At 36.7% G+C, this 24,759-nt stretch carries 18 protein-coding genes; 11 read left to right on the forward strand and 7 right to left on the reverse strand.

What is annotated here, in order from left to right:
- The first annotated feature begins 153 nt into the window (after positions 1-153).
- The gene (gene nhaD / locus ES765_RS13375; RefSeq protein WP_138114827.1) at positions 154-1,458 is read left to right on the forward strand and encodes a sodium:proton antiporter NhaD; all 1,305 of its coding nucleotides are present in this window, start codon (positions 154-156) and stop codon (positions 1,456-1,458) included.
- Between the two features lie 7 nt (positions 1,459-1,465).
- Here nhaD and ES765_RS13380 read toward each other — a convergent pair whose 3' ends face one another.
- From ES765_RS13380 to ES765_RS13395, 4 genes are all read right to left on the reverse strand, one after another.
- On the reverse strand, positions 1,466-4,093 hold the full coding sequence (locus ES765_RS13380; RefSeq protein ID WP_138114828.1) for an MGH1-like glycoside hydrolase domain-containing protein: 2,628 nt from the start codon (positions 4,091-4,093) through the stop codon (positions 1,466-1,468).
- 238 nt (positions 4,094-4,331) lie between these two features.
- Positions 4,332-5,141 carry an amidohydrolase family protein gene (locus tag ES765_RS13385; protein WP_138114829.1) on the reverse strand — a complete coding sequence of 270 codons (810 nt, stop codon included), beginning with the start codon at positions 5,139-5,141 and terminating at the stop codon, positions 4,332-4,334.
- Between the two features lie 111 nt (positions 5,142-5,252).
- Complete coding sequence (locus ES765_RS13390) at positions 5,253-5,927, reverse strand: hypothetical protein (protein WP_138114830.1); 675 nt, start codon at positions 5,925-5,927, stop codon at positions 5,253-5,255.
- 53 nt (positions 5,928-5,980) lie between these two features.
- Positions 5,981-6,664 (reverse strand): cell division ATP-binding protein FtsE, encoded by a 684-nt coding sequence (locus ES765_RS13395; protein WP_138114831.1) that lies wholly within the window; start codon positions 6,662-6,664, stop codon positions 5,981-5,983.
- Between the two features lie 156 nt (positions 6,665-6,820).
- On the opposite strand from ES765_RS13395, the gene ES765_RS13400 reads away from it, so the two are divergent.
- From ES765_RS13400 to ES765_RS13410, 3 genes are all read left to right on the forward strand, one after another.
- Positions 6,821-9,838: a tetratricopeptide repeat protein gene (locus ES765_RS13400; protein ID WP_138114832.1), complete on the forward strand. Its 3,018-nt coding sequence runs from the start codon at positions 6,821-6,823 to the stop codon at positions 9,836-9,838.
- 28 nt (positions 9,839-9,866) lie between these two features.
- Positions 9,867-11,621, forward strand: coding sequence for a TonB-dependent receptor (locus tag ES765_RS13405; RefSeq protein ID WP_138114833.1), 1,755 nt, complete (start codon positions 9,867-9,869; stop codon positions 11,619-11,621).
- A gap of 213 nt (positions 11,622-11,834) precedes the next feature.
- Positions 11,835-12,845 (forward strand): OmpA family protein, encoded by a 1,011-nt coding sequence (locus ES765_RS13410; protein WP_171017306.1) that lies wholly within the window; start codon positions 11,835-11,837, stop codon positions 12,843-12,845.
- Position 12,846: 1 nt separating this feature from the next.
- Here ES765_RS13410 and ES765_RS13415 read toward each other — a convergent pair whose 3' ends face one another.
- Entirely contained in the window at positions 12,847-13,629 is a 783-nt protein-coding gene (locus ES765_RS13415; protein ID WP_138114835.1) for an NIPSNAP family protein, read from the reverse strand.
- 288 nt (positions 13,630-13,917) lie between these two features.
- On the opposite strand from ES765_RS13415, the gene ES765_RS13420 reads away from it, so the two are divergent.
- The 4 genes from ES765_RS13420 to ES765_RS13435 all read left to right on the forward strand — a co-directional run bounded on the left by ES765_RS13420 (position 13,918) and on the right by ES765_RS13435 (position 18,262).
- Positions 13,918-15,222: an MFS transporter gene (locus ES765_RS13420; RefSeq protein ID WP_138114836.1), complete on the forward strand. Its 1,305-nt coding sequence runs from the start codon at positions 13,918-13,920 to the stop codon at positions 15,220-15,222.
- A 71-nt stretch (positions 15,223-15,293) separates the two neighbouring features.
- Entirely contained in the window at positions 15,294-16,055 is a 762-nt protein-coding gene (locus ES765_RS13425) for an NYN domain-containing protein (RefSeq protein ID WP_138114837.1), read from the forward strand.
- 110 nt (positions 16,056-16,165) lie between these two features.
- Positions 16,166-17,986 carry a DUF885 domain-containing protein gene (locus ES765_RS13430; protein WP_138114838.1) on the forward strand — a complete coding sequence of 607 codons (1,821 nt, stop codon included), beginning with the start codon at positions 16,166-16,168 and terminating at the stop codon, positions 17,984-17,986.
- Positions 17,987-18,046: 60 nt separating this feature from the next.
- Positions 18,047-18,262, forward strand: a complete 216-nt coding sequence (locus tag ES765_RS13435) for a hypothetical protein (RefSeq protein WP_138114839.1) — start codon at positions 18,047-18,049, stop codon at positions 18,260-18,262.
- A 142-nt stretch (positions 18,263-18,404) separates the two neighbouring features.
- Here ES765_RS13435 and ES765_RS13440 read toward each other — a convergent pair whose 3' ends face one another.
- On the reverse strand, positions 18,405-18,944 hold the full coding sequence (locus ES765_RS13440; protein WP_138114840.1) for a DUF2911 domain-containing protein: 540 nt from the start codon (positions 18,942-18,944) through the stop codon (positions 18,405-18,407).
- A 234-nt stretch (positions 18,945-19,178) separates the two neighbouring features.
- Here ES765_RS13440 and asnB point away from each other — a divergent pair, with 234 nt between their 5' ends.
- Positions 19,179-20,852: an asparagine synthase B gene (asnB, locus tag ES765_RS13445; protein WP_138114841.1), complete on the forward strand. Its 1,674-nt coding sequence runs from the start codon at positions 19,179-19,181 to the stop codon at positions 20,850-20,852.
- Between the two features lie 80 nt (positions 20,853-20,932).
- Here the strand turns inward: asnB and ES765_RS13450 are convergent, their stop codons facing one another.
- Entirely contained in the window at positions 20,933-21,118 is a 186-nt protein-coding gene (locus ES765_RS13450) for a CsbD family protein (RefSeq protein WP_138114842.1), read from the reverse strand.
- A gap of 399 nt (positions 21,119-21,517) precedes the next feature.
- On the opposite strand from ES765_RS13450, the gene gyrB reads away from it, so the two are divergent.
- Complete coding sequence (gene gyrB, locus ES765_RS13455) at positions 21,518-23,458, forward strand: DNA topoisomerase (ATP-hydrolyzing) subunit B (protein WP_138114843.1); 1,941 nt, start codon at positions 21,518-21,520, stop codon at positions 23,456-23,458.
- A gap of 71 nt (positions 23,459-23,529) precedes the next feature.
- On the forward strand, positions 23,530-24,546 hold the full coding sequence (locus ES765_RS13460; protein ID WP_138114844.1) for a DUF6588 family protein: 1,017 nt from the start codon (positions 23,530-23,532) through the stop codon (positions 24,544-24,546).
- The last annotated feature ends 213 nt before the right edge of the window (positions 24,547-24,759 follow it).

Raw genomic sequence — 24,759 nt, forward strand, 5'->3', positions numbered from 1 at the left:
TCGAGATGATTTGGGAAAACAAGGTTATATTTAACATAAGAGAAAGGTGTGGTTTTGAGTGCACCACAAAGGTAACTTTGAGGAACAGAATTCCCTTTCTCTTTTTTAATCGTTTAGGACGCTATTGGTAATGAACCTTTAATTTATTTGTTGATGTATCTAACATTACTTGCCGTTTTTATTGTTGGTTATGTTTTTATTGCCTTGGAGCATAATGTCAAAGTTGATAAGGCTGCGACGGCATTACTCACAGGTACACTTTGTTGGGTTGTTTTTATTTTTGGACGAGACTCTTTTTTAACGGATATACCTGGGGAGGATTCCATTTCGTTCGTTACCGAAAGTCTTCGGGAGAATTTAGGGGAAATATCTGAAATCTTATTTTTTCTTTTGGGTGCCATGACCATCGTAGAAATCATTGATGCTCATGAAGGTTTTTCTGTTATTACGGATAAAATAACTACCACCAATCGGGTAAAATTGTTATGGATTCTCTGCGTATTGACGTTCTTTCTTTCTGCAGCTTTAGATAATTTAACCACGGCAATCGTAATGTCGGCATTACTTCGAAAACTGATTCATGAGAAAAAGGATTTATGGATGTTTGCCGGATTATTGATTATTGCTGCTAATGCGGGTGGTGCATGGTCACCCATTGGCGATGTTACGACTATCATGTTATGGATTGGTGGTCAAATTACCGCATTGCATATTATCAAAGAAATCTTCTTACCTAGCCTGGTCTGTTTGCTGGTGCCTTTGGTCATCACTTCGTTTAGGTTTAAAGGGGATATTTCTAAAATTCCTGAGCAGTATACTATAGTTTCGCATCACGTTCAAATAAGCACATTTGAAAAAAATGTTGTTTTTGCTATTGGTATTGGAGCATTATTATTTGTGCCAATTTTCAAGACCATCACGCATTTACCACCCTTCATGGGTATTTTATTAGGCTTGAGTGTGGTGTGGATTTCGACTGAACTTATGCATCGAAATAAAACGTTGGAGGAAAAGAAGATGTTGTCTATTTCTAATGTATTACGTAGGATTGATACGCCAAGTATTTTGTTCTTTCTTGGTATTCTGGTAGCGGTAGGTGCTTTGCAGTCTGCAGGTCATTTGGCAGATATGTCACGTTTGCTCGATTCAAATTTTGATAGTATTTACGTGGTAAATGCAATTATCGGGGTGTTGTCTTCTATTGTAGATAATGTACCCTTGGTTGCGGGTACCATGGGCATGTACAGCTTAGAGACGTATCCGGTTGATTCAGATTTCTGGGAATTGTTAGCCTTTTGTGCAGGTACAGGTGGTAGTATACTCATCATAGGTTCTGCTGCAGGAGTTGCCATTATGGGAATTCTTAAAATTGATTTTATGTGGTATCTAAAACATATATCCTTGTTGGCGATAATAGGATATGCCGCTGGTATCTTAACTTTTATGCTGATAAATTAAAATCCTATTAATTTTCTAATTGCTCGATGAGGTTGGCTACTAAGGCAGTCCATCCGGTTTGGTGTGATGCTCCTAAACCTCTGCCATTTTCTCCGTGAAAATATTCATAGAATAAGATGAGGTCTTTAAAGTTCGCATCTTTATACTGTTGCTGATAATTTTGGTTTACGGGTCGGTTGCCTTCAGCATCTTTTTCGAACATAGTAATCAGGCGTTTGCTTAATGCATCGCTTACCTGTTTTAGATTTAATAATTTAGAACTGCCTGTAGGGTATTCAAATAGAAAATCATTTCCACTATAGGTATGGTATTCCCGTAAGGCTTGAATGAACAAATAGTTCATGGGCATCCAAATAGGGCCGCGCCAATTCGAGTTTCCACCAAAGAGCGAAACTGTTGATTCTGCGGGTTCATAATCTATCGAATAGTCAATGCCATCAATCTGAATTTTGTAAGCTGTCTCATGTATTTTTGATAAGGAACGGATACCATACGGACTCAAAAACTCCTTTTCGTCCAACAAGCTAGTGACTAGTTTTTGCATCCGGTCTTTGGGTACTAATGATAACAACAAATCATCCCCATCATTGAACTGTTGAATCACATCATACTTTAAATTATCGGCCCTATATTTTTGAAACCAAAGAATGCTATCCTTGAACTTAGGGAATTTTTCTAAGGTGCTTTTCTTAATGGTAAGCACAGCAGCAAGAGAAAGCATACCTGCAATGGATCGTACTTTTATGGTCGTAGACCTACCATCGGGCAAGATTAACCGGTCATAAAAAAATCCTTCAATATCGTCCCAAGTGTTTGCCTTATCCGTATCCATTTTGTTCAAAGCTTCTGCTATGAATATAAAATGTCCGAAATATTTGGTGGCCATATCCTCGTAAGCGTCATCTTCTTCTGCGATTTGCAAACTCATTTCAAGCATGTTCAGGCTATATAAAGCCATCCATGCGGTACCATCAACTTGATCCAGAAATCCATTACCCGGTACACCATGGCTACGGTCAAAGACGCCAATATTATCGAGACCAAGAAATCCTCCTTGAAAGACGTTATTATCATTTCTGTCTAATCGGTTCACCCACCAGGTGAAGTTTAATGACAGTTTGTTGAACATGCGTTTTAGAAACTTTATATCTCCTTTACCGTTCTTTTCTTTGTCCGTTTTGAAAATTTGTAGAGTGGCCCATGCCTGTACAGGCGGATTCACATCACTAAAATTCCATTCGTAGGCAGGTATTTGTCCGTTAGGTGACATGTACCATTCTTTGGTAAATAGCAATAATTGCTCTTTAGCGAAGTCAGGGTCAATTAAAGCAAAAGAGGCACAATGAAAAGCAGAATCCCATGCAGCATACCAAGGATATTCCCATGCATCTGGCATAGAGAGGATATCATGGTTACGCAACGTTTTCCAATTACTGTTACGACCACTTAGGCGTTCTTGTGGAGGTCTTGAGGTTTTTGAATCTCCATCCAACCACTTTTCAACTTCGTAGTTGTAGTATTGTTTTGACCATAGTAAGCCGGCGAATGCTTGCTTCAAAATGGCTTTACGCTCGTCAGTAGCCTTTGGGGTAATTTCATTGTAAAACACAGTACACTCTTGCTGTCTCTTTGAGAAGATGTCGTTAAAATCAGCAAAAGGTTCTTTAAGTTTTTGCTCTGTCAATCTTAGTTGAAAGATCTTCGATTCACCACCTTTCAGCTGCATTTCATATAAGGGCGCAAATTTAGTTCCCGAATCGTTTTGGGTGGCTAAATCAAAATCGTTGTTACATACGGCATAATGAAACAAATCTTTTTTAAAGGGATGTTGATTATTTTCGTTGTAAACAGCTTCTCGATTTGTTTCGTTTTCAGTGAACAATAATTTATCCGCTGGCTGAAAATACAAGTTGTAGTTCCCAACATAAGGGTGGTCAATGTTTACAAAAGCATTGGCATCTTTACCTTGTTTTGTGATGACCGGCTTTTTAGACATTTCTTTAAACGTCCAATGATTACGCATAATCAATTGCGGTAAAAGCGCTATTGGTGCAGGTTTGTCATTTCTATTGGTAATAGTAATTTGAATAAGGATATCGCTTTCATCTGCCTTGGCATATTCGGTAGCTACATCAAAGTAGGCGTTGTCATCAAAAATACCAGTATCCAACAATTCAAATTCCAATGCTTTTCTATCGCGGTTTTGGTTTTCACTGACCAACTGCTCATACGGATACCTGCTTTGAGGATATTTGTACAGATACTTCATATACGAATGAGAAGGCGTATTCTCTACATAGTAATAGAGTTCTTTTACATCTTCACCGTGATTACCTTGCGGACCCGTTAAACCAAAAAGGCGCTCTTTTAAAATAGGGTCTTGCCCATTCCAAAGGGCAATGCTAAAACACATATTGCAATAGCGGTCGCTAATACCCGCAATACCATCTTCACCCCATCGAAAAACCCTACTTCTGGCTTGCTCATGTGGAAAATAATTCCAAGCATCTCCAACAGCGCTATAATCTTCCCGTACCGTTCCCCATTGGCGCTCACTTAAATAAGGACCCCATTTTAACCAATCTTTTTCTTCTTTTTGGTGTTGGGCTAAACGTTCTTTTTCGGGGTTCTTCATAGGAAGCTTATTTTTCGCTTTTCGCTATTTAAATTGTTTATTTTGCGTTTGCAATACGCTTTTATATTTTTTCTTTTAAATTTCTAACAACTAACAACTAACAACTAACAACTAACAACTAACAACTAACAACTAACAACTAACAACTAACAACTAACAACTAACAACTAACAACTAACAACTAACAACTAACAACTAACAACTAACAACTATTTTAAGTCGTATCGTTTACTTTAAACTAAAGCTTACTAACATCAATTTTGAAGAGTTCAGCTGCATTTTTCCAAAGAATTAATTCCTTCTTTTCGTCCGCTAAATCTAATTGATTCATGAATTTTAAATAGGATTTCATATTAGAAATGGGCCAATCTGTACCGTATAGTAAATAGTTGGGGTCACCAGCATAGGTTATCATTTCTTCGATTTCCTTTTTCATGTAGCGTTCAAACTTATCTGAAAAATCACCGAGTACTAACCCTGATATATCTGCGTATACGTTTTTGTTCTTATAAACGATTTCCATACAATCCTTAATCCACGGATTACCCACATGACAAATCACAATTTTTAAATCGGGATAATCAACGGCTAAATCATCAATATGAATAGGGTGTGAATATTTTATTTTCCCAGTAGGGGCATAGGTGTCCCCAGAATGAAACATCACTGGCACATCATATTCAATCGCCATTTCGTACATCAATTTAAAACGAATATCATTCGGATAAAAAGGCTCGTAACCAGGATAAAATTTCAAGCCCTTAATAAACCCCTTTTCAAGGTATTCACTAATTTCCCGTACATCTCTGTGGTTATAGTGGTGATAACTAACGCCAGAAACAACACCCAAATTTTTATAGCCTTTTATAGCTTCTACCACTTGCCTGGTACTAGGTCGATGTTCATTCACTTTGTATGAGGTAAGCACCAACGAATAATCAATATTATTCTCAGCCATGTTTTGCGAAAGCTTATCTAAACTTTCGTTTAAGGAGACCACTTTATCTTCATGATAGTTGTTGATGTGGGTGTGTACGTCTATAATCATGTTTGTTATTTTGTATTGACTTTTTATAGTTATTAGGTTTTTTAAAAAAAAACTGCTTATCACGGGGTTTCTCAATTGGGTGATTTTCTCTCGTGAAAGTTGTAAAATTTATTAATTATCTTGGATTTCAATAAAAGATAAAAATTTCTTTCCAAACTCAGTTGTTCTAGAAGATTTTAACCCATTTAAATTAACACCTACCTTTAATTCACTGGTATTTATTAATCCTGAACTATATAAGTCAGACCATATTAAATCACAAAATTCCTTTCTACTTTTAAGCGCTGAATAGGCTTTAAAAAGTATCTTAGATAAAGGTGCTGTGGCATATTCAGGAAAATCTATTTCATTCTCGATAAACCACTTGATTGGGTTATCAAAAACCTTTAAGATTTTAATATGCCATACAGTGAAATCCGTTATGAATCGAGTGAAAAAGTTAATTTCAGATGAGTCAAGGTTCTCGTGTATTGCAGTATTTAAGAGAGCATTTTTGAAATAATCTAATTTTTCTTTCTCACTTGTTTTTAGGGCTTCGGTTGAAATGTTTATAACCGTATCAATAAAAATATCATTATTAGCTAATTCGTTTAGTTCAATTTTATTCTTTACTTCAAGAACCTTTAGTTTTTCCCCTACTTCTTGCATCCAAATCTCTCGTCTTTTTTCAATGGGGTTTTTTAAAAGAAGAGGTAATATTTCAGAAGCTGTACTACCAATTATAGGTATAGATGCTATTCCTGCTTTTAAAATTGAATATAAAACTTCCTTTTTATCCTTGGACATGTATGGATATATATTAAGGTAGCCGATTTTAAATTATTTATCCATAAAAACCTCTACACCGCCCTTTGCACCACTTCAAAGACCTTATTGGCATCGCACTTAAGGGTTTTGGAGGGGTATTTAAGAATCAAGGCATAATCGTGGGTGGCCATTAGAATAGTTCGTCCAGCTTTATTGATTTCTTGTAGTACTTTCATGACCTCTACACTGGTCTGTGGATCGAGGTTTCCGGTAGGTTCATCTGCAAGAATAAGTTCTGGGTCGTTCAAAAGGGCACGTGCAATCGCAATACGCTGTTGTTCACCACCAGAAAGTTCATGTGGAAATTTAAAGCCTTTGGTTTTCATACCTACTTTTTCAAGTACCGATAGCACTTGAGCATCGATTTTTGCATTGTCTGTCCAGCCAGTTGCTTTCAAAACAAAAAGCATATTCTGGTTGATATTTCGGTCTGGAAGCAGTTTGAAATCCTGAAAAACGATTCCTAATTTTCTACGTAGAAACGGAATTTCACTTTCTTTTAGCGTCTTTAAGTTGAACTCAACAATATGACCTTCACCTTTTTGCAACGGCAAATCGCCGTAAAGCGTTTTCATGAAGCTACTTTTACCGCTTCCCGTTTTACCAATAAGGTATACAAATTCTCCTTTTTCAACTTTTAAACTCACTTCGCTCAAAACCAAACTGTCTTTTTGAAAAATCGAAGCATCCTTAAGTTCTAAAACAATCTCTTTCATAGCGCTAATGTTGATATAAAAGTAATAAGTTCTTATTGATATTAAAGAACCCTTTTTTAAATTCTTTTCTTTTGCACTGGTAATGCACATACTTAGGAACAATTTTCGCCGTTATCCCATGTGATAACCGGTATATTTAAATAGTAACAGAACACTATGCTTAAAAAAATCACCGCTTTTATTCCGATGGTATTGGGATTGGTCGTTTTGACCAGTGCCCAGGAATCTAAGATTTACACCCACGAACAGAAAGCTTTTCAAGACGCCTTGGCGCTTTACAACAACGAACAGTATCAAGCGGCACAGACCATTTTTGACAAGGTCAACGTGACCACAAAAGACGAGGAGACCGCTGCCAATAGTGCTTACTATGCAGCCAATGCTGCCGTGCGGTTAAACCAAATCGGAGCCGATCGTTTAATGGAGGATTTTGTGGAAAAATACCCCACCTCTACGAAGCGGAATTCTGCCTTTGCAGATGTGGCCGAATACTATTTTCAGACAGGTAAATATCCGTATGCCTTAAAGTGGTATGACAAGGTGGACCAAAAATCATTGTCTCGTGGCGAGATGGACAGGTTCAACTTTAATTATGGTTATTCTTTATTCTCATCACGTAAAACAGCGCAGGCAGAGAACTATTTAGAAAAGGTAACTACATCACCTATATACGGTTCACAGGCTAAGTATTATTTAGGTTATATATCGTATCAGCAAGATGATTACGAAACTGCCAACGAACGTTTTGACCAGATTACGGATCAAGATGTGCTCGAAGAAAAGTTGAGTTACTACCAAGCTGATATGAATTTTAAGCTAGGTAAGTTTGAAGAATCCATTGCCTTGGCTAAAAAACAATTACCTAAGTCTGATAGAAAAGAAGTTTCTGAACTGAATAAAATTATTGGAGAGAGTTATTTCAACTTAAAGCAATATGAAAATGCGGTTCCTTATTTGACAGCGTATAATGGAAAGGGCGGTAAATGGAGCAACACCGATTATTACTACCTAGGTTATGCCTATTACAAGGGAGGCGATTATGCAAATGCCATAGCCCAGTTCAATAAAATTATTGGCGGCACAAATAGCGTTGCACAGAATGCTTACTATCATTTGGCGGAGTGTTATTTGAAGTTGGATAAAAAGCAGGAGGCTTTGAATGCGTTTAGGAATGCTTCTCAAATGGATTATAGTGTAGAGATACAAAAGGATGCATTTTTGAATTATGCCCGTTTGAGCTATGAAGTGGGTAATGCCTACGAAGCGGTACCTGCGGTGATCACTAATTATCTAAAGACGTATCCGAACGATGAGCACCAAGAGGAGATGCAAACCCTATTGGTAGATTCGTATATCACTTCAAAGAATTTTGCTGGAGCGATGAAATTGCTTGAGGAGAATAAAAATTACGCCAGTAAAACCGTTTACCAAATGGTAGCGTATTATAGAGGTATCGAGCTTTTTATGGAAGGAGACTATACTGCTGCTTCAGAGAATTTCGGTAAATCACTTTCAAGTGCAGAAAATATGCTATTCAAAGCACGTGCGAATTACTGGAAAGCAGAGGCCGATTATATCTCGAATCGTTTTGATGATGCGGTAAAAGGCTATGTTGCTTTTAAAAATAATCAGTCAGCTAAGAATACGGAGATGTACCGTGAAATCGATTATAGTCTGGCCTATGCCTATTTTAAACAGAAAAATTATTCTGATGCAATTACATACTTTGATTCCTTTACGAAAAACGGAAACGCGGAAGTTGAGAAATTACACGATGGTTTTTTACGCTTGGGTGATAGCTATTATGCTACTAGTAAATATTGGCCAGCAATAGAAACGTATAATAAGGCTTTGGCCTTAACCGGACCAGAGAAAGACTATGCTTCGTACCAAAAAGCAATGAGTTATGGCTATGTGGACAGAGGGGACAGCAAAATCGAAAATTTAGAATTATTCGTCAGCCAGTATCCAAGATCAAGTTTCAAGGATGATGCGCTTTTTGAATTAGGGAATACGTTTGTATCCCAAGGTCAAGAAAATAAAGGATTGCAAGCGTATGACCGTTTGATTGAAGAATACAAAGGCAGTTCATTGGTGCCACAAGCATTGATGAGACAAGGTTTGGTCAATTATAACGCAAATAGAAACGAAGCGGCCTTAGTGAAATTTAAGACTGTAGTTCGTGATTATCCGAAGACTCAAGAAGCGATACAAGCAGTTGCTACCGCGAAATTGGTCTATATAGATTTGGGACAGGTAAATGAATATGCTGAATGGGTACGTGGTTTAGATTTTGTAGAGGTAACCGATACAGAACTAGATAATGCCAGTTTTGATGCCGCCCAAAAGCAGAACATGGAAGGTAAAGTCGAGGCGGCCATACGAGCCTATGAAAATTACATCCAACAATTTTCGAATGGATTGCATGCGGTTGATGCTAATTTCAGTTTGGCTCAATTGTACTTTGGTAAAGGAGAAAAGGAATCGGCTTTACCGTATTATAAATACGTTGCCGATAGAAGTACCAGTGAGTATGCCGAGCAAGCGTTGACACGAGTTTGTGAAGTCTATATAGGAAAGGATGATTACACTACGGCGTTACCCTACTTATTGAAATTAGAGCGTCAGGCTAACATTATGCAGAATAGAACATTCGCCAGGTCTAACTTGATGAAAGGATACTATGGTCAGAATAACTATTCAAAAACATTAGAATATGCGGATAAGGTATTGTCTACGAAAAATATCGATAACCGTATAAAGAGTGATGCCCATATTATGATAGCACGTTCGGCCATTGCTACTAATGATGAGCAAAAAGCAAAATCTGCCTATGGAGAGGTATTGAAGATAGCATCTGGTGCTACGGCTGCCGAAGCCCTTTACTACGATGCCTATTTTGAACATAAAGATGGGTCGTTTGCAAACTCTAATGTTGCCGTTCAGAAATTGGCAAAGGATTATGCTACCTATAAAGAATGGGGAGGTAAAGGCTTGGTCTTAATGGCCAAGAACTATTATGCCTTAAATGATGCCTATCAGGCAACGTATATTCTAGAAAGCGTCACCACTAATTTTAGTCAGTATCCAGAAATTGTTTCAGAGGCTAAGGCAGAATTGGCCATTATCAAATCAAAAGAAGCAGAAAGTAATTCATCAGTTAATCCAAATTAAACTAATGTACACCAGTAAAAGAACACCTATGTACAACAAACATAGTATTACATTCATTTTTTTAGCACTAGGCCTGCACATCAGTTTTGCCCAAGACGATAAAAAAGATGATTTAGGCACGGAAACAGTGACTGTTACCAAGGCCTATACACCTACGGTATCAGACGCCTTTAAAATTAAGTCGGTTCCTGATTTGAATGACTCGATCGTATTGCAGAAAAAACCGATTACCTACAGTATTTTTTCTGTTCCGGTTGCATCAACATTTACGCCTTCAAAAGGAATAGCTTCAACGGTTGAAAAACTTCCACCACCGCAGTTATATAATTCGTATGCTTCTTTTGGGGCAGGTAATTATGGCAATGTGTTGGGAGAATTTTATACAAGTAGAACCATCAATAGAGATGAGAATTTAGATGTAGGCTTTAATCATTTATCTTCTCGAGGAGGTATAAAAGGGGTAGATTTAAATAATACGTTCTATGACACCAAACTAGATGCTTCTTATTCAAAACGAGATCGCGATTTAAATTGGGGTGCAGCACTAGGGCTTCAACATCAATTGTATAACTGGTATGGCTTGCCAGAAGGTGTTTACGATCAAACTACAATTGGTAGTATTGATGAAAGTCAAAACTACTTTATGGGAGAAGCTGGTGCACATATTAATGTGGAGGATGCATTCTTTAAAAGAGCCGATATAAAGTACCGTCGATTTTTTGATGCGGTAAGTTCTGGTGAAAATAGAGCCATTTTTAATACCGGTTTTGAATTCCCAATGAACGAGGAAATCTTCGGGGTAAATGTAAAGGTGGATTATGTAGGCGGAACTTTTGAAAATGCGAATGTAAATAGTACTACCAATGATGCAGGAATAGCCTATGGGAATTTGCAAGCAGGTATCAATCCGTCATTACAAATGCTTCGTGATGACCTTTCGCTAAATTTGGGAGTGAACTTGGTTTATGGAATGGATTTAGAAAATAGCGAAAGCAATTTTTATATCTATCCAGCAGTAACTGCATCCTATAGGTTATTGGATGAATCTGTTATTGCATACGGTGGTGTAACCGGGGAACTGAAACAGAATTCGTATTATGATTTTGTGGAGGCTAATCCTTTCGTTTCTCCTACTTTATCTGTTGCACCTACCGATAGTCAATACAATGCCTATATTGGTTTTAAAGGTCAATTATCACCTAACCTTAGTTATAATATTAAGGGTTCGTATGCTGCCGAGAATAGAAAGCCATTATATCGATTGAACCCTCAAAATAATTTTAGATCAGATGAAAAAGGATACTATTATGGAAATTCTTTCGATGTATTTTATGATGATATAAAGACGTTAGGAATTTTTGGGGAATTGAATGTAGATGTGAATCGTAATTTCACCTTGGGTGTTAATGTCGAGGTATATGATTATAGTACAGAAACAGGTAACCCTGCTTGGAACTTGCCAAATTTGAAAGGTTCTCTTTTTATGGATTATCAAATTGGAGAAAAGTGGTTTATGGGCGCTAATCTATTTTATATGGGTGAACGAGAAGATTTTGCTTCTGTTGTTGTAGAAAATATACAGCCTGGTGGATTTCCGGCGACCATGATTACCTTAGATGGTTATTTTGATGCCAATGCACATGTGGGATACCGATTAAATAATCAGCTTTCCTTTTTTGTAAAAGGCGCCAATCTTTCTAATAATGAATATCAGCGTTGGGCCAATTTTCAGGTACAAGGTATTCAAGTGTTAGGTGGTGCAACGTATAAATTCGATTTTTAAGAATACACTTATATAAAATTTCAGAATGTTTAAATGCCCTTCTCAATGATTAGAAGGGCATTTTTTTGCCTTCTTCCAAATGCTATGGTATTATAGGTTTTCAGTACTTTAGGGAGAGATAAGTTTATTATGGTGTTCAAAAACCTACAAAACGCAATTATATTTTTACTGTTGCTCGGTATGCATAGTTTTGGTTTTAGTCAAAATCTAGTGGTGAATCCAAGCTTTGAAATCTTTGTACAGTGCCCCGTTAAACTTGGCAACTTAGAGCAAGATGTAGAAAACTGGAAAATACCGACCCTTGGTTCTACAGATTATTTCAATGGATGTAGTACTTCGATGGGAACTCCAGAGAACTTTAATGGCCAACAACCTGCTAATTTCGGTGTTGGGTATGTAGGTTTTTATATGTTTGCGCCTGATGATTATAGGGAATATATACAGGGGGCTTTATCGACCACGTTACAAAAGGGAGGGCGCTACACGATTTCCTTTTATGTGAGTTTAGCAGAACGTTCAGATTTTGCAGTAAAGGAATTTGGAATCCGTTTTTCAGAATTTCCGGTTAAGGTGGAAACCAGCAAAGTGCTTTCTAATATCCATTTTTCAAAATTGCAGGGTGATACTTCCAATCAAATTGAGATTACGTATTCAAAATTTTATTCCGATGAAAAAGAATGGATAAAGCTTACGCAAGAGTTTGTCGCCAACGGAACGGAAAATTATATACTCATCGGCAATTTTAAGAATAATAGAAGAACACAAAAATTTCAGACCAAAAGAAAAATCACCAAAGGGTCTTATTATTATGTAGACATGATTTCAGTGGTCAAAACTGATTCAAAGAAAATTGATAGTCCACCAATACATAATTTTAAATTGGATAGTGTACATGTTTTTAAAGATGTGCTGTTCGGTTTTAATAAAGCAATCCTCAAAGATGTATACCAACAGGAGTTGACATCGATCTTAAACTATTTGAAGCTTCATACCGAAGTGAAAATAAAAATTAGTGGTCATACAGATACTATGGGCTCAGATAGGTTTAATCAGTTGCTATCTGAAAAGCGGGCCAAATCTGCGGCTGATTATTTTTTGTTGAAAGGTGTGGAGCAGAGTAGGATCTATTTTGATGGTTTTGGAAGTTCAAAACCCATAGCATCAAATAAAACAAAAGCCGGTAGATTACTCAACCGGCGTGTAGAATTTGTGTTGTTGCAGTGATTTAATAATCAGAATACGCTGTTGGGTAAAGTAAATGAATGTCTGCATTACTAACGGTATTAACATATTTTTCCATGACCGATATTTCCTTCCATCTATCAGAATCTACAAAATTTTCCCATAAGGCATTTCTTTTGTCCATGTCCGTAAAGGTGGTCATATACATTAAATTAGGCATTTTATCACCTGAAATCACTTCGGCATAAAATACCGCATTAAAGCCTAAATTTTTAAAAAGATCAACTTCTCCACCTTCATTAAACATAGCTACCTTTCTGCGATACATGGCCTCGGTAGGCCCTTCATAACTACGTAGTTCATAAACCCTATCGGTTCGTGGACCTGCTACATCAGTCGGTTTCATTTTGGGCATGTCAGGAAAGGCGCGCATCAAAACAGAGCTAACCCGCTCATAAGGTGCATTGTCATGATACGCATTGATGTAATCTGCACCAGCTGTAAGATGCGTTTTATCCAAAGCAAGCATCGACTCCAATTGGTCAAATGCACTCAACGATTTAAAAGGAATCAAAACATAGATTTTATCACTCATTTTAAAATTATCTTGACGCACTTTAAAAACGCCAACATGTTCAATACCCATTCTTTTTAGAGCAGGTACATAGGCATTTTCCAAGTAAGTATCAACCCTTTTTTCCTGATCACTATTTTTGATAGTATAGGTTTTTAGTTGGTAGTATTCTTTATCTTGAGCATAGCTTGAAATGGATGAAAAAATCATTAGAACGACAAAAATAAAAGGCAATAAAAATCTATTTTTCATGAGTTGAATAGTATGTTTGTTAAGGATAGAAAGTTAGGAATAAAAATAGAATCGTTGGTCGAGTTTAGCTAAAACCTATTTCATGATGAGTTTTTAAGATTTTTAAATCTAGTTTTTCGAAAGTCACACAAGTGAGCATTATAAAAAAGGCATCCTACATAATGATTTTTATTTTACCGTTAGAGATAATTCCTGTGGGTGTAAATAGGAGTGCACGAAGTGCGCAATCGTGCATATAATTTTAGTGAGTGAAGGCTAAGGCGTATTTTTGCGGCTAGCAACTTTTGTATGTCCAACCTTTTTCAGAAACCACTTATTGACCCGGCCAAAAGCCCAATTTTTTATGGGTATGTAATTCTTGTAATTGGTACGATAGGTATTTACTTCAGTATACCTGGTCAGACTATTGGGGTTTCAGTATTTACAGACCCTGTAAAAGATGCATTGGGTTTAACTAGAAATCAATTTAGTAATGCCTACATGATAGGTACCATAGCAAGTTCATTGGTGATTGGTAGGGCAGGGGTTTGGTTTGATATATACGGAGCTAGATATGTGGCTTTTTTCGCTGCGTTATCGCTAGCGGTGACCTTGTTTTTATGCTCATGGTCAGTAACGATGAGCTCTTATATAAAAGAAGTATTATCGGTTGATACTTGGATGGTGCCTTTTGTATTAATGACCGTATTATTTTTTCTATTACGTTTTGCAGGTCAGGGAGTGCTTACGATGGCTTCCAGAAATGTGATAATGATTTGGTTCGATAAGAATAGAGGCAAGGTAAATTCATTTAGTAGTGTGGCACTTTCATTTGGGTTTTCATCTTCACCTTTGTGGGTCAACGCATTAATAGAAGGATATGGTTGGCAACAAACATGGCAATTTCTAGCAATAGGCTTGTTAATTTTCAGTGTTTTCATTTTCATTTTTTATAAAATATCGCCTGAGAAACATGGCCTTCTGCCAGATGGTGCCAAGTCACCGACAAAGGAGGAGGAAGAGATCACAGTTGTTCCAAAACAGTTTACCCTATCGGAAGCAAAAAAGGAAAGAGCATTTTGGATGTACGGACTTACATTGGCATTCAATAGTTTTTTTATCACCGGACTTACTTTTCATGTCGTGTCAATTTTCACACATGAAGGATTTGTGAAAGAGGATGCTATTGCCATTTTTTTACCGAGTTCGGTTGTGGCGGTAACCGTTTCTACCCTGTTTAATTTTTTAAGTGATTACCTGCCATTAAAATTGTATTTGTACTTAATGTTGATAGGAGGGTTTTTGGCATCGTTAGGTTTTTTGTTTTTATCCACCCCTGCGGGTATACCAATGTTAATTGCCGGATTTGGTATTTTAGGCGGATTCTTTGCAGTGCTAAATGCGGTAGCATGGCCTCGGTTTTTCGGTAGAAAACATTTAGGTGGTATTACGGGTAAAATCATGAGCTTGTTAATTCTAGCAAGTGCCTTGGCGCCAAGTGTTTTTAGTCTTTGCCTATCCACGTTTGGTTCTTATAAAATGGTAGGATTTTTAGGGTTGGCTTTTTTGCTTTTTTTGGTAATAGGTTCCATCAAGGCTAATAATCCTCAATAATGTTCTATTTAAAAGGATAACATCTTGCAGTTCAAGTTGAAAACTAATTATCTTTATAAAAAATCAGTTTTATGGATTTAAATTTAGCAGTATTGATAGATGGTGATAATATTCCATCTGCTTACGTAAAGGAAATGATGGAGGAGATTGCTAAATATGGTAATCCTACAATAAAACGTATCTATGGCGATTGGACCAACCCGCGTTTAGGTAAATGGAAGAATGTTTTGTTGGAAAATGCCATAACACCTATTCAACAGTATGGTTATACTCAAGGAAAAAATGCGACAGATTCTGCAATGATTATTGATGCCATGGATGTGCTTTATGCTGGTAAAGTCAATGGTTTCTGTATCGTTAGTAGTGATAGTGATTTCACACGTTTGGCTACTAGATTGAGAGAAGCAGGGATGCAAGTTTTTGGTATTGGCGAGCGTAAAACTCCCAATCCTTTTATTGTGGCGTGTGATAAATTTATATACATAGAGATTCTTAAAAGCAGGACTGAGGAAGATACTTCTGATACCGTAAATGAAACACCTGCCGTTAAAAATACTGTTGATAAGATAACCCCAAAGGCATTACGTTTTATAGCTACGACTATTGATGATGTTGCGGATGATGACGGATGGGCATTTTTAGGTGACGTAGGTAGTTTATTGCAAAAAAAGCAACCTAATTTTGATTCGCGTAATTATGGTTTTCAAAAATTGACCCCATTAATTAATTCAATTCCTCATTTTGAAATTGAACGAAGAGAAGATTCCAAAGGACGTAAGAAACTTATTTACGTAAAAATTAAGGAAAAGAATAATTCCAAATTAAAGAAATAACTAGTTAAGAGCAACCCCCCTTCGTTTAAAAGCTCTAATTTTTATATTCTATCGTTAGAGGTCTAAAGCATATCGTTAGTTTTTGTATTTTCATTTCAAATACTAAAACTATGATTCGTGCGCTTTCCTTCTTTTCTTTTATTCTTTTATTTATTTCTTGCGAGCAATCGGAAAAGAAAAAAGCACCTATCGTCGAGAAGCCAGTAGCTGAGGTGTTTACAGAATTCTACGAATTCAAAAAAAGCATAAATCCTATAGAAGCGACAAAGGCGGGTTATTCGAAATATAATGACACCATTGCTAACTACATTTCAGATGATTATATTTTTCACCTAAAAGAGCGCTACACGTATTTTTTGGAGGAGCTCGACCGGTATGATTCTACTACTGTAACTGCGGCAGATTGGATGAGTCTACGGGTTATGAAGTGGGATTGTTCATTGAAACTGCAAGGTGTTATGAACCCAATCGTAACTGTAGCCTCCCCGATATATGACTTGCCCAGTTTTGAATTAATGCCAATTTTTCAAATTCAATCCTTACATTTATATGTAGCTCAATTGGCCAGTGGAGCAAGTGTGCAACCATTTAAAACCGTAGAAGATTACACTAATTGGTTACATCGGTTAGAAGATTATGTGACTTTTTTGGATACTTCGATCGATAAAATGAGGATAGGGATGACTAAAGGTATTGTTTTGCCAAAGGCCTTAACCTTAAAAATGTTGCCTCAGGTGAGATCGTTTATAGATATTCCACTTGAAGAGAATTTATTTTACCAGCCAATAAATAATCTACCTGATAGTTTTTCAGATGCTGAGAAAGAAACATTGAAAAGGAGTTACACTAACTTGATTCAAAATAAACTGACTCCTAAATATGTTGCGTTGAATATATTTTTAACTGAAGAATATTTGCCGGCTTCTAGAGAAACAAGTGGACTTGGTGATTTGCCAGATGGGAAGGAGACGTATGATTATCTTATTAAATTACACACTACAACGACCATGAGTGCTGATGAGATTCATGCATTAGGGTTGTCTGAAGTGAAACGTATTTCTGGTGAAATGATTACTGTTAAGAACCAGTTAGGATTTAAAGGTGATTTAAAATCCTTCTTTAAATCCTTACGGAATAAGAAATCTTTAATGCCTTTCTCTAAGCCGGAAGATGTTATTTCTAACTTTAATAGTATTCATGAACGTATCGATAATCATATTGATTCTTTATTCGAACTTACTCCTAAAGCTGGGTTTAACGTACGTAGAACAGAAGCGTTTAGAGAAGCATCTGCAAGTGCTGAATATACGCCAGGGTCAAAAGATGGATCAAGAGCAGGTATTTTTTACGTGCCAATTCCAAATGTAAAAACATACAATACGATTCATGATGAAGCCTTATTCTTGCATGAGGCTATTCCAGGGCATCATTTTCAGCTATCCCTACAACAAGAGAATAGCAACCTCCCAGAGTTTTTACATCCAGAAAGTATGGGTGTATTTGTTGAGGGTTGGGCACTTTATGCAGAATCTTTGGGTAAGGAATTGGGAATCTATACAGACCCATATCAGTATTTTGGAATGTTGAGTATGGAAATGCACAGGGCTATTCGTTTGGTTGTGGATACCGGTTTACATGCTAAAGGTTGGACGAGGGATGAGGCAATACAATTTTCTTTGGATAATGAGGCAGAGTCTGAAGAGAGTATTATCTCAGAAGTAGAGCGTTATATGGCTACGCCTGGCCAAGCCCTTTCCTATAAAATTGGTCAATTGAAAATTCGCGAGTTGCGAACAAAGGCAGAAAAGGAACTTGGTGCTAAATTTAATATACGCTCATTTCATAGTCAAATTTTGAACTCTGGTAGTTTGCCATTAGTCCTTTTGGAGGAAAAAATAAATGGTTGGATAAGCAGTCAAAAGAACCCTTAAAGGAAAAAGGTTAATTAATTATTTAAGCTTAACAGATTAAACACGTTTGAGATAAATCGTTTGCAACAAGCAGGAGAATTATCGACTAGGGTGTATGTCATTATTAGTAATAATAAAGAGTACGTTAATTATTTCATTTATAAAGGTCCGGCTAAAAGTGACCGGTTAAATGTTCGTTCCGTAGAAGATGTGAGTCCGTTCTTAATTTTTTACGTTGCAAACTCTAGTTTTGAGAAAAATGAAGTATTGAACCTGTTAAGTTTGCTGGCTATGTAATTTACGATTAGGATATGATGACGGTTCCTCTAGAAGAAATACCTATTGTCTACGCTGAATAAACTTTTGTAAATGAGGTGATTCATTAAAAAGAAAAACCTCGGTTATGTACCGAGGTTTTTGCTATATATTTTTTCTAAACTTACATTGTAATTGGAACGGCAACTCTTGTTTTATCCCATCCCATTACTAAATGAGCTCCGCCTTCAGCGTCTTTGAAGGCGATAGAGAATTCTTCAAGTGGTGTAATATCAGAACCATTAGGTACCGCTACGCGAGCAACATCAGAAGCTTCATCATAAAAGTAAGAACCCCATTGGTTTAAATTTTTATTTAATATAACAGTCCATTCTTTTTCGCCAGGTATGGTAAATAGTGAATAGGTGCCGGCTTTGACATCTTTTCCTCCAAATTTTACATCTTTGTAAAATGTAATTTCAGGAGCTTCATTTGCTCCAGTTCTCCAAACTTTACCTGTTGGAGCCAATTCTTCCATAGAACGACCTTTCAATTGTGGTCTTCCATAAATGATACGGACTGTTTTTTCGGAAACCTTATAATCCGTAGGGTATGCTGCCATATCCATCGGACTTTTATCGATCCCTGAAAAATCTTGTGCAGTAGCAATAGTGGTTAAAATCAAGGCAAATAGTAATGTTGCCAAGGTAGATACTCTTTTCATAAAAATTATTTTTCATAAAATTAAGCAGATCCTGTGAGTATATTTGGTAAAATGGCGTTAAATTTTGACTCATTACAGTATAGCATGCGCTAAGGATTATTTGATAAGTCTTACTTCGAATTATAAGTGTAAATTCAATTTAAACTTATAATATGTAAGTAAAATGATTATTTATGTTTCGTAATTGGAAGTATAAATCGATATTTGTATTCAAATTGATATAATAATAAGATTATGTGTGGAATAGTATGTGCATTTGATGTTAAGGAAAGTACAGAGTCTCTTAGACCTCAACTACTGGAAATGTCGAAGAAAATAAGACATAGAGGTCCGGATTGGAGTGGTATCTATGCTGATGATAAAGCGATTTTAGCGCATGAAAGATTAGCGATTGTTGATCCAGCTTCTGGAAAACAACCGTTGTTGAGTCCGAACGGTAAATTGGTATTAGCTGCCAATGGAGAAATATACAACCATAGAGAGTTGCGTAAGCAGTTTGAAGGTAAATATGAATTTCAGACAGAATCTGATTGTGAAGTTATATTGGCTTTATATCAAGAAAAAGGAGTTGACTTTTTAGATGATATGAATGGCATATTTGGGTTTGCTATATATGATGCTGAGAAGGATGAATACTTTGTAGCACGTGACCATATGGGGGTTATTCCATTATATATGGGTTGGGACAAGAACGGAACATTCTATGTAGCTTCAGAATTAAAAGCATTAGAAGGTACGTGTACTAAAATCGAATTATTTCCTCCAGGTCATTACTTACATAGTTCAGATGGACAGTTGAAAAAGTGGTATTCTAGAGATTGGATGGAGTATGATGCAGTAAAGGATAATGAAACTAGTATTCAGGAGATTAAGGAAGCGTTAGAGGCTGCGGTGCATCGTCAATTGATGTCCGATGTACCTTATGGTGTATTGCTTTCTGGAGGATTGGATTCTTCTGTTACATCTGCAATTGCTAAAAAATATGCACAGAAGAGAATAGAATCAGGAGATACGACAGATGCTTGGTGGCCACAATTACACTCTTTTTCAGTAGGACTTGATGGCTCACCAGATTTGGCAGCTGCCCAAATAGTTGCAGATCATATAGGAACGGTTCACCACGAAATCAAGTTTACCATACAAGAGGGGCTTGATGCAATAAAGGATGTGGTTTACAACTTGGAAACTTATGATGTTACCACCATTCGTGCTTCTACGCCTATGTATTTAATGGCACGTGTCATCAAATCTATGGGTATCAAAATGGTATTGTCGGGTGAAGGTGCAGATGAATTGTTTGGAGGGTATTTATATTTTCATAAAGCTCCTAATGCTAAAGAATTTCATGAAGAGACGGTACGTAAACTAAGTAAACTGCATATGTACGATTGTTTGCGAGCAAACAAATCATTGGCATCTTGGGGTATTGAAGGAAGAGTGCCATTTTTGGATAAGGAATTTATTGATGTTGCCATGCGTATTAACCCACAAGATAAAATGATTAATGGTGAACGTATGGAGAAATGGGTAGTGAGAAAAGCCTTTGAAGAAATGTTACCTGAAAGTGTAGCTTGGAGACAAAAAGAACAATTCTCTGATGGTGTTGGTTATAGTTGGATCGATACGTTGAAGGTGGTTGTAAATGACGAAGTAAGTGATGAACAATTAGCGAACGCCAAATTCAGATTCCCGCTTCAGACACCAACTTCAAAAGAAGAATTTTACTATCGTTCAATATTTCAAGAGCATTTCCCATCAGATGCGGCAGCATTATGTGTGCCACAAGAAGCTTCTGTAGCCTGTAGCACTCAAATTGCTTTAGAGTGGGATGAAGCGTTTAAAAATATGAACGATCCTTCTGGTAGAGCAGTTGCAAACGTACATAGTGATGCATACGTTAAACAATAGGTTGAGTTTGAATTAGTCAATGTTTCTATTGTAAAAAGCCCGTCTAATTTTAGACGGGCTTACTTTTTAATTTAGATAGACTACAATTCGTTAATCATTTTCTTTAATTTTTCTTTAGACTCACCAGTCTTCTCTTGTATTCTACCTAGTAGCTCATCAGATTTTCCTTCTGCGTAAGTCAGGTCGTCATCTGTTAAGTCAGCATATTTTTGTTTAAGCTTCCCTTTTGCAATGTTCCATTTTCCTTTAAATTGCTCTTCATTCATGATACTTTAATTTTAGGATTAGAATGCTAAATTAACATCAATAAATAAAGGAAATCTTAATATTCATCCCATTTTTCGGATAGCGTTCAGATTATTTTTAATACAGTCAATTCTCGGCTTTTATTATTAAAAAATTAACTTTTAGAATCACTGTTTTTAGGGTGAATAAAAGCTAATTTAAATGTAGGGCTCTATTTTGTAAATTCAATTGTAGTTGCAAATCTAAGATTAACGATAAAAATGAATAGAACATTTATTATAAAGTAAGTTTTAAGGTCTAATTTTCCACAATGATTGTTGATAACTTGCTCTTGCCTAGTGACTAGGAACGTCATAGTTCATAGGGTATTCCGTATATTTGTAAGATTGCAAAATTTGAAGTAAAACAACCTTAATTTTATGAGCGAAGAAGCAAATAATAAAGATTATTCGGCAGATAGTATTCAGGCCTTAGAGGGTATGGAGCATGTACGTATGCGTCCATCCATGTATATTGGTGATGTTGGGGTGCGTGGTTTGCATCATTTGGTGTATGAAGTAGTCGATAATTCTATTGATGAAGCAATGGGTGGCTATTGCGATACGATTAGTGTTGTTATTAATGAGGATAATTCCGTAACTACAGTTGATAATGGTCGGGGTATTCCTGTTGATTTGCACAAGAAAGAAGGAGTTTCTGCGCTACAAGTAGTAATGACCAAAATTGGTGCAGGTGGGAAGTTCGATAAGGACTCCTATAAAGTTTCCGGTGGTTTGCATGGTGTTGGGGTGTCTTGTGTGAATGCATTGTCGGATCATTTAACGGCTACCGTTTATAGAGAAGGTGTTGTTTGGCAACAGGAATATCAAAGAGGTAAGGCTCTTTATCCGGTAAAACGAGTTGGTGAAACTACTGAGCGAGGTACGATGGTTACCTTTCATCCAGATGAAAGCATTTTTAAACAGACAATTGAATTTAGTTATGAGACTTTAGCGAATAGAATGCGTGAGCTTTCTTTTTTGAATAAGGGAGTAACGATTAGTATTACCGACAAGCGTCAGAAAGATGATAAAGGGGAGTATATAAGCGAAACCTTTTATTCTGATGAAGGGCTTAAAGAGTTTGTTAGATTTTTAGACACTAATCGTGAATCATTGATAAAAGGTGTTATCTCTATGGAAGGGGAAAAGAATGACATTCCAGTAGAAGTAGCCATGATTTATAATACGAGCTACACCGAAAACCTTCATTCGTATGTGAATAATATTAATACCCACGAAGGTGGAACTCATTTATCCGGTTTTAGAAGGGGGCTTACATCAACGTTAAAGAAATATGCCGACGCTTCCGGTATGTTGGATAAATTGAAATTTGAAATTCAAGGGGATGATTTCCGTGAAGGATTGACCGCTATTGTATCTGTAAAAGTGCAAGAGCCTCAGTTTGAAGGTCAGACCAAGACAAAATTAGGTAACCGTGAGGTTTCTGCAGCAGTGAGTCAGGCTGTTTCTGAAATGTTGACCAATTACTTAGAAGAGAATCCTGATGATGCCAAGATTATTGTTCAAAAAGTAATTCTTGCGGGTCAGGCAAGACATGCGGCTTCTAAGGCTCGTGAAATGGTACAGCGTAAGAATGTAATGAGCGGAGGTGGGTTACCTGGTAAACTATCGGATTGTTCTGAACAAGATCCTGTAAAATCTGAAATATTTTTAGTTGAGGGTGATTCTGCAGGTGGTACGGCCAAAATGGGTCGTGACCGTAAGTTTCAAGCTATTTTGCCTTTAAGGGGTAAAATTTTGAATGTTGAAAAAGCCATGCAGCACAAGGTTTTTGAAAATGAGGAAATCAAGAATATGTATACCGCGTTAGGGGTTACAATAGGAACAGAAGAGGATAGCAAGGCTTTGAATCTTGCTAAATTGAGATATCATAAGGTGGTCATTATGTGTGATGCTGATGTCGATGGTAGTCATATTGAAACACTTATTTTAACGTTCTTCTTCCGTTATATGAGGGAGCTTATTGAAAGTGGACACGTTTATATCGCAACACCGCCATTATACTTGGTGAAAAAAGGACAAAGAAAGCAATATGCTTGGAGTGATAAAGAGCGAGATGCAATCGCTGATACGTATAGTGGAGGCGTAAGTATTCAGCGCTACAAAGGTCTAGGTGAAATGAACGCTATTCAATTATGGGATACTACAATGAATCCAGAATTCAGGACTTTGAGACAGATAGTGATTGATAATGCAACGGAAACGGATCGTGTGTTTTCAATGTTAATGGGTGATGAAGTTCCTCCAAGAAGGGAATTTATTGAGAAGAATGCCGCTTATGCGAACATTGACACATAGAAATCACTACTTACACAACAAAAACCTGCGCCTACAGCGCAGGTTTTTTAGTTTTGTATAAAATTTTAAAGATGAAGAATTTACTTGTATTTGTTTTTATAGGGAGTTGCTTGAACGCTAGCGCTCAATCAGATTTTAATAATGTATTTGCTGCAGGTGTTGAAGATGCTGAACGATTTACAACAGATTATTTGAATCCACTCTCAGAAAGTGTGGTTTACAGTATATCAACTGGATGGTACAACACTGCTGATGCAAAACCATTAGGCGGATTTGAAATTTCAATTATTGGAAACATTACCGGATTTAAAAATAAGTCGGATAAAAAAACATTTATTCTTGATCCTAATGATTACGAAAATCTTGATTTTGAGGATAACCCAGGTGTTGCAAGAGAAGTATCTACTGCATTGGGAGATATTGCTGGGGTAAACGTACTTGTGGAAGGTGAAGTTGCTGGTCTTACTGTTAGAGAAACTTTTGAATTACCATCAGGACTTTCAGGTGAAGGTATTGATTTTGTTCCTTCAGGATATATCCAAGCTAGTGTTGGTCTAATTAAGGGTACGGAAATCAAAGCAAGGTTTCTTCCTAAGATGGAGTATGAAGATGCATCCATTGGTTTAATAGGGTTCGGGATTCAACACGATTTCACTAAGCTATTACCGGCGGATAAAGTACTACCGGTAGCTATTTCAGCAGTAATTGGATATACCAGTATTTCGGGAGATTATGATTTGACCAATGCAGCGTTAATAGAAGGAGAAAATCAACGAATTGAAGCGAGGATAAACAGTTGGGCTTTTAGTGGTGTCGTATCTACCAAATTGCCAATTATTAACTTTTACGGTGGTTTAGGGTATGTTTCGGGAAAGTCTGTGACAAATGTTTTAGGAACATATAGGGTTACTGAAGGTCCATTTATATCAGAAACGTATGTTGACCCATTCTCAATCACCAAAAAGGTAAGTGGTGTGACTGGAACAATAGGAACGAAACTTAAGGTAGGTTTCTTTAGGTTAAACGCAGAATATAATTTAGGCGAGTTTAATACTGCAACAGTTGGTGTTAATTTCGGTTTCAGATAAATAATACGGGGCTATTAAAAAAAATATTTAAACGTATTGAAATAGAAAAATATCGATAAAATTGTCCTCAATCTTGTCGATATTTTTCTATTAATTCTCTGATAAAATGTACTTTATCAACTATCAACTATCAACTATCAACTATCAACTATCAACTATCAACTATCAACTATCAACTATCAACTATCAACTATCAACTATCAACTATCAACT

This window comes from Maribacter sp. ACAM166 (assembly GCF_005771495.1).
Classification (GTDB): domain Bacteria; phylum Bacteroidota; class Bacteroidia; order Flavobacteriales; family Flavobacteriaceae; genus Maribacter.

What these genes read in the sequence shown, in the direction of transcription:
- ES765_RS13415 (WP_138114835.1), bottom strand. Translation starts at nt 13,629, where the DNA reads ATGAAAAATAGATTTTTATTGCCTTTTATTTTTGTCGTTCTAATGATT.
- ES765_RS13390 (WP_138114830.1), bottom strand. Translation starts at nt 5,927, where the DNA reads ATGTCCAAGGATAAAAAGGAAGTTTTATATTCAATTTTAAAAGCAGGA.
- ES765_RS13450 (WP_138114842.1), bottom strand. Translation starts at nt 21,118, where the DNA reads ATGAATGAAGAGCAATTTAAAGGAAAATGGAACATTGCAAAAGGGAAG.
- ES765_RS13425 (WP_138114837.1), top strand. Translation starts at nt 15,294, where the DNA reads ATGGATTTAAATTTAGCAGTATTGATAGATGGTGATAATATTCCATCT.
- ES765_RS13380 (WP_138114828.1), bottom strand. Translation starts at nt 4,093, where the DNA reads ATGAAGAACCCCGAAAAAGAACGTTTAGCCCAACACCAAAAAGAAGAA.
- asnB (WP_138114841.1), top strand. Translation starts at nt 19,179, where the DNA reads ATGTGTGGAATAGTATGTGCATTTGATGTTAAGGAAAGTACAGAGTCT.
- ES765_RS13395 (WP_138114831.1), bottom strand. Translation starts at nt 6,664, where the DNA reads ATGAAAGAGATTGTTTTAGAACTTAAGGATGCTTCGATTTTTCAAAAA.
- ES765_RS13385 (WP_138114829.1), bottom strand. Translation starts at nt 5,141, where the DNA reads ATGATTATAGACGTACACACCCACATCAACAACTATCATGAAGATAAA.
- nhaD (WP_138114827.1), top strand. Translation starts at nt 154, where the DNA reads ATGTATCTAACATTACTTGCCGTTTTTATTGTTGGTTATGTTTTTATT.
- gyrB (WP_138114843.1), top strand. Translation starts at nt 21,518, where the DNA reads ATGAGCGAAGAAGCAAATAATAAAGATTATTCGGCAGATAGTATTCAG.
- ES765_RS13400 (WP_138114832.1), top strand. Translation starts at nt 6,821, where the DNA reads ATGCTTAAAAAAATCACCGCTTTTATTCCGATGGTATTGGGATTGGTC.
- ES765_RS13430 (WP_138114838.1), top strand. Translation starts at nt 16,166, where the DNA reads ATGATTCGTGCGCTTTCCTTCTTTTCTTTTATTCTTTTATTTATTTCT.
- ES765_RS13440 (WP_138114840.1), bottom strand. Translation starts at nt 18,944, where the DNA reads ATGAAAAGAGTATCTACCTTGGCAACATTACTATTTGCCTTGATTTTA.
- ES765_RS13460 (WP_138114844.1), top strand. Translation starts at nt 23,530, where the DNA reads ATGAAGAATTTACTTGTATTTGTTTTTATAGGGAGTTGCTTGAACGCT.
- ES765_RS13420 (WP_138114836.1), top strand. Translation starts at nt 13,918, where the DNA reads ATGTCCAACCTTTTTCAGAAACCACTTATTGACCCGGCCAAAAGCCCA.
- ES765_RS13405 (WP_138114833.1), top strand. Translation starts at nt 9,867, where the DNA reads ATGTACAACAAACATAGTATTACATTCATTTTTTTAGCACTAGGCCTG.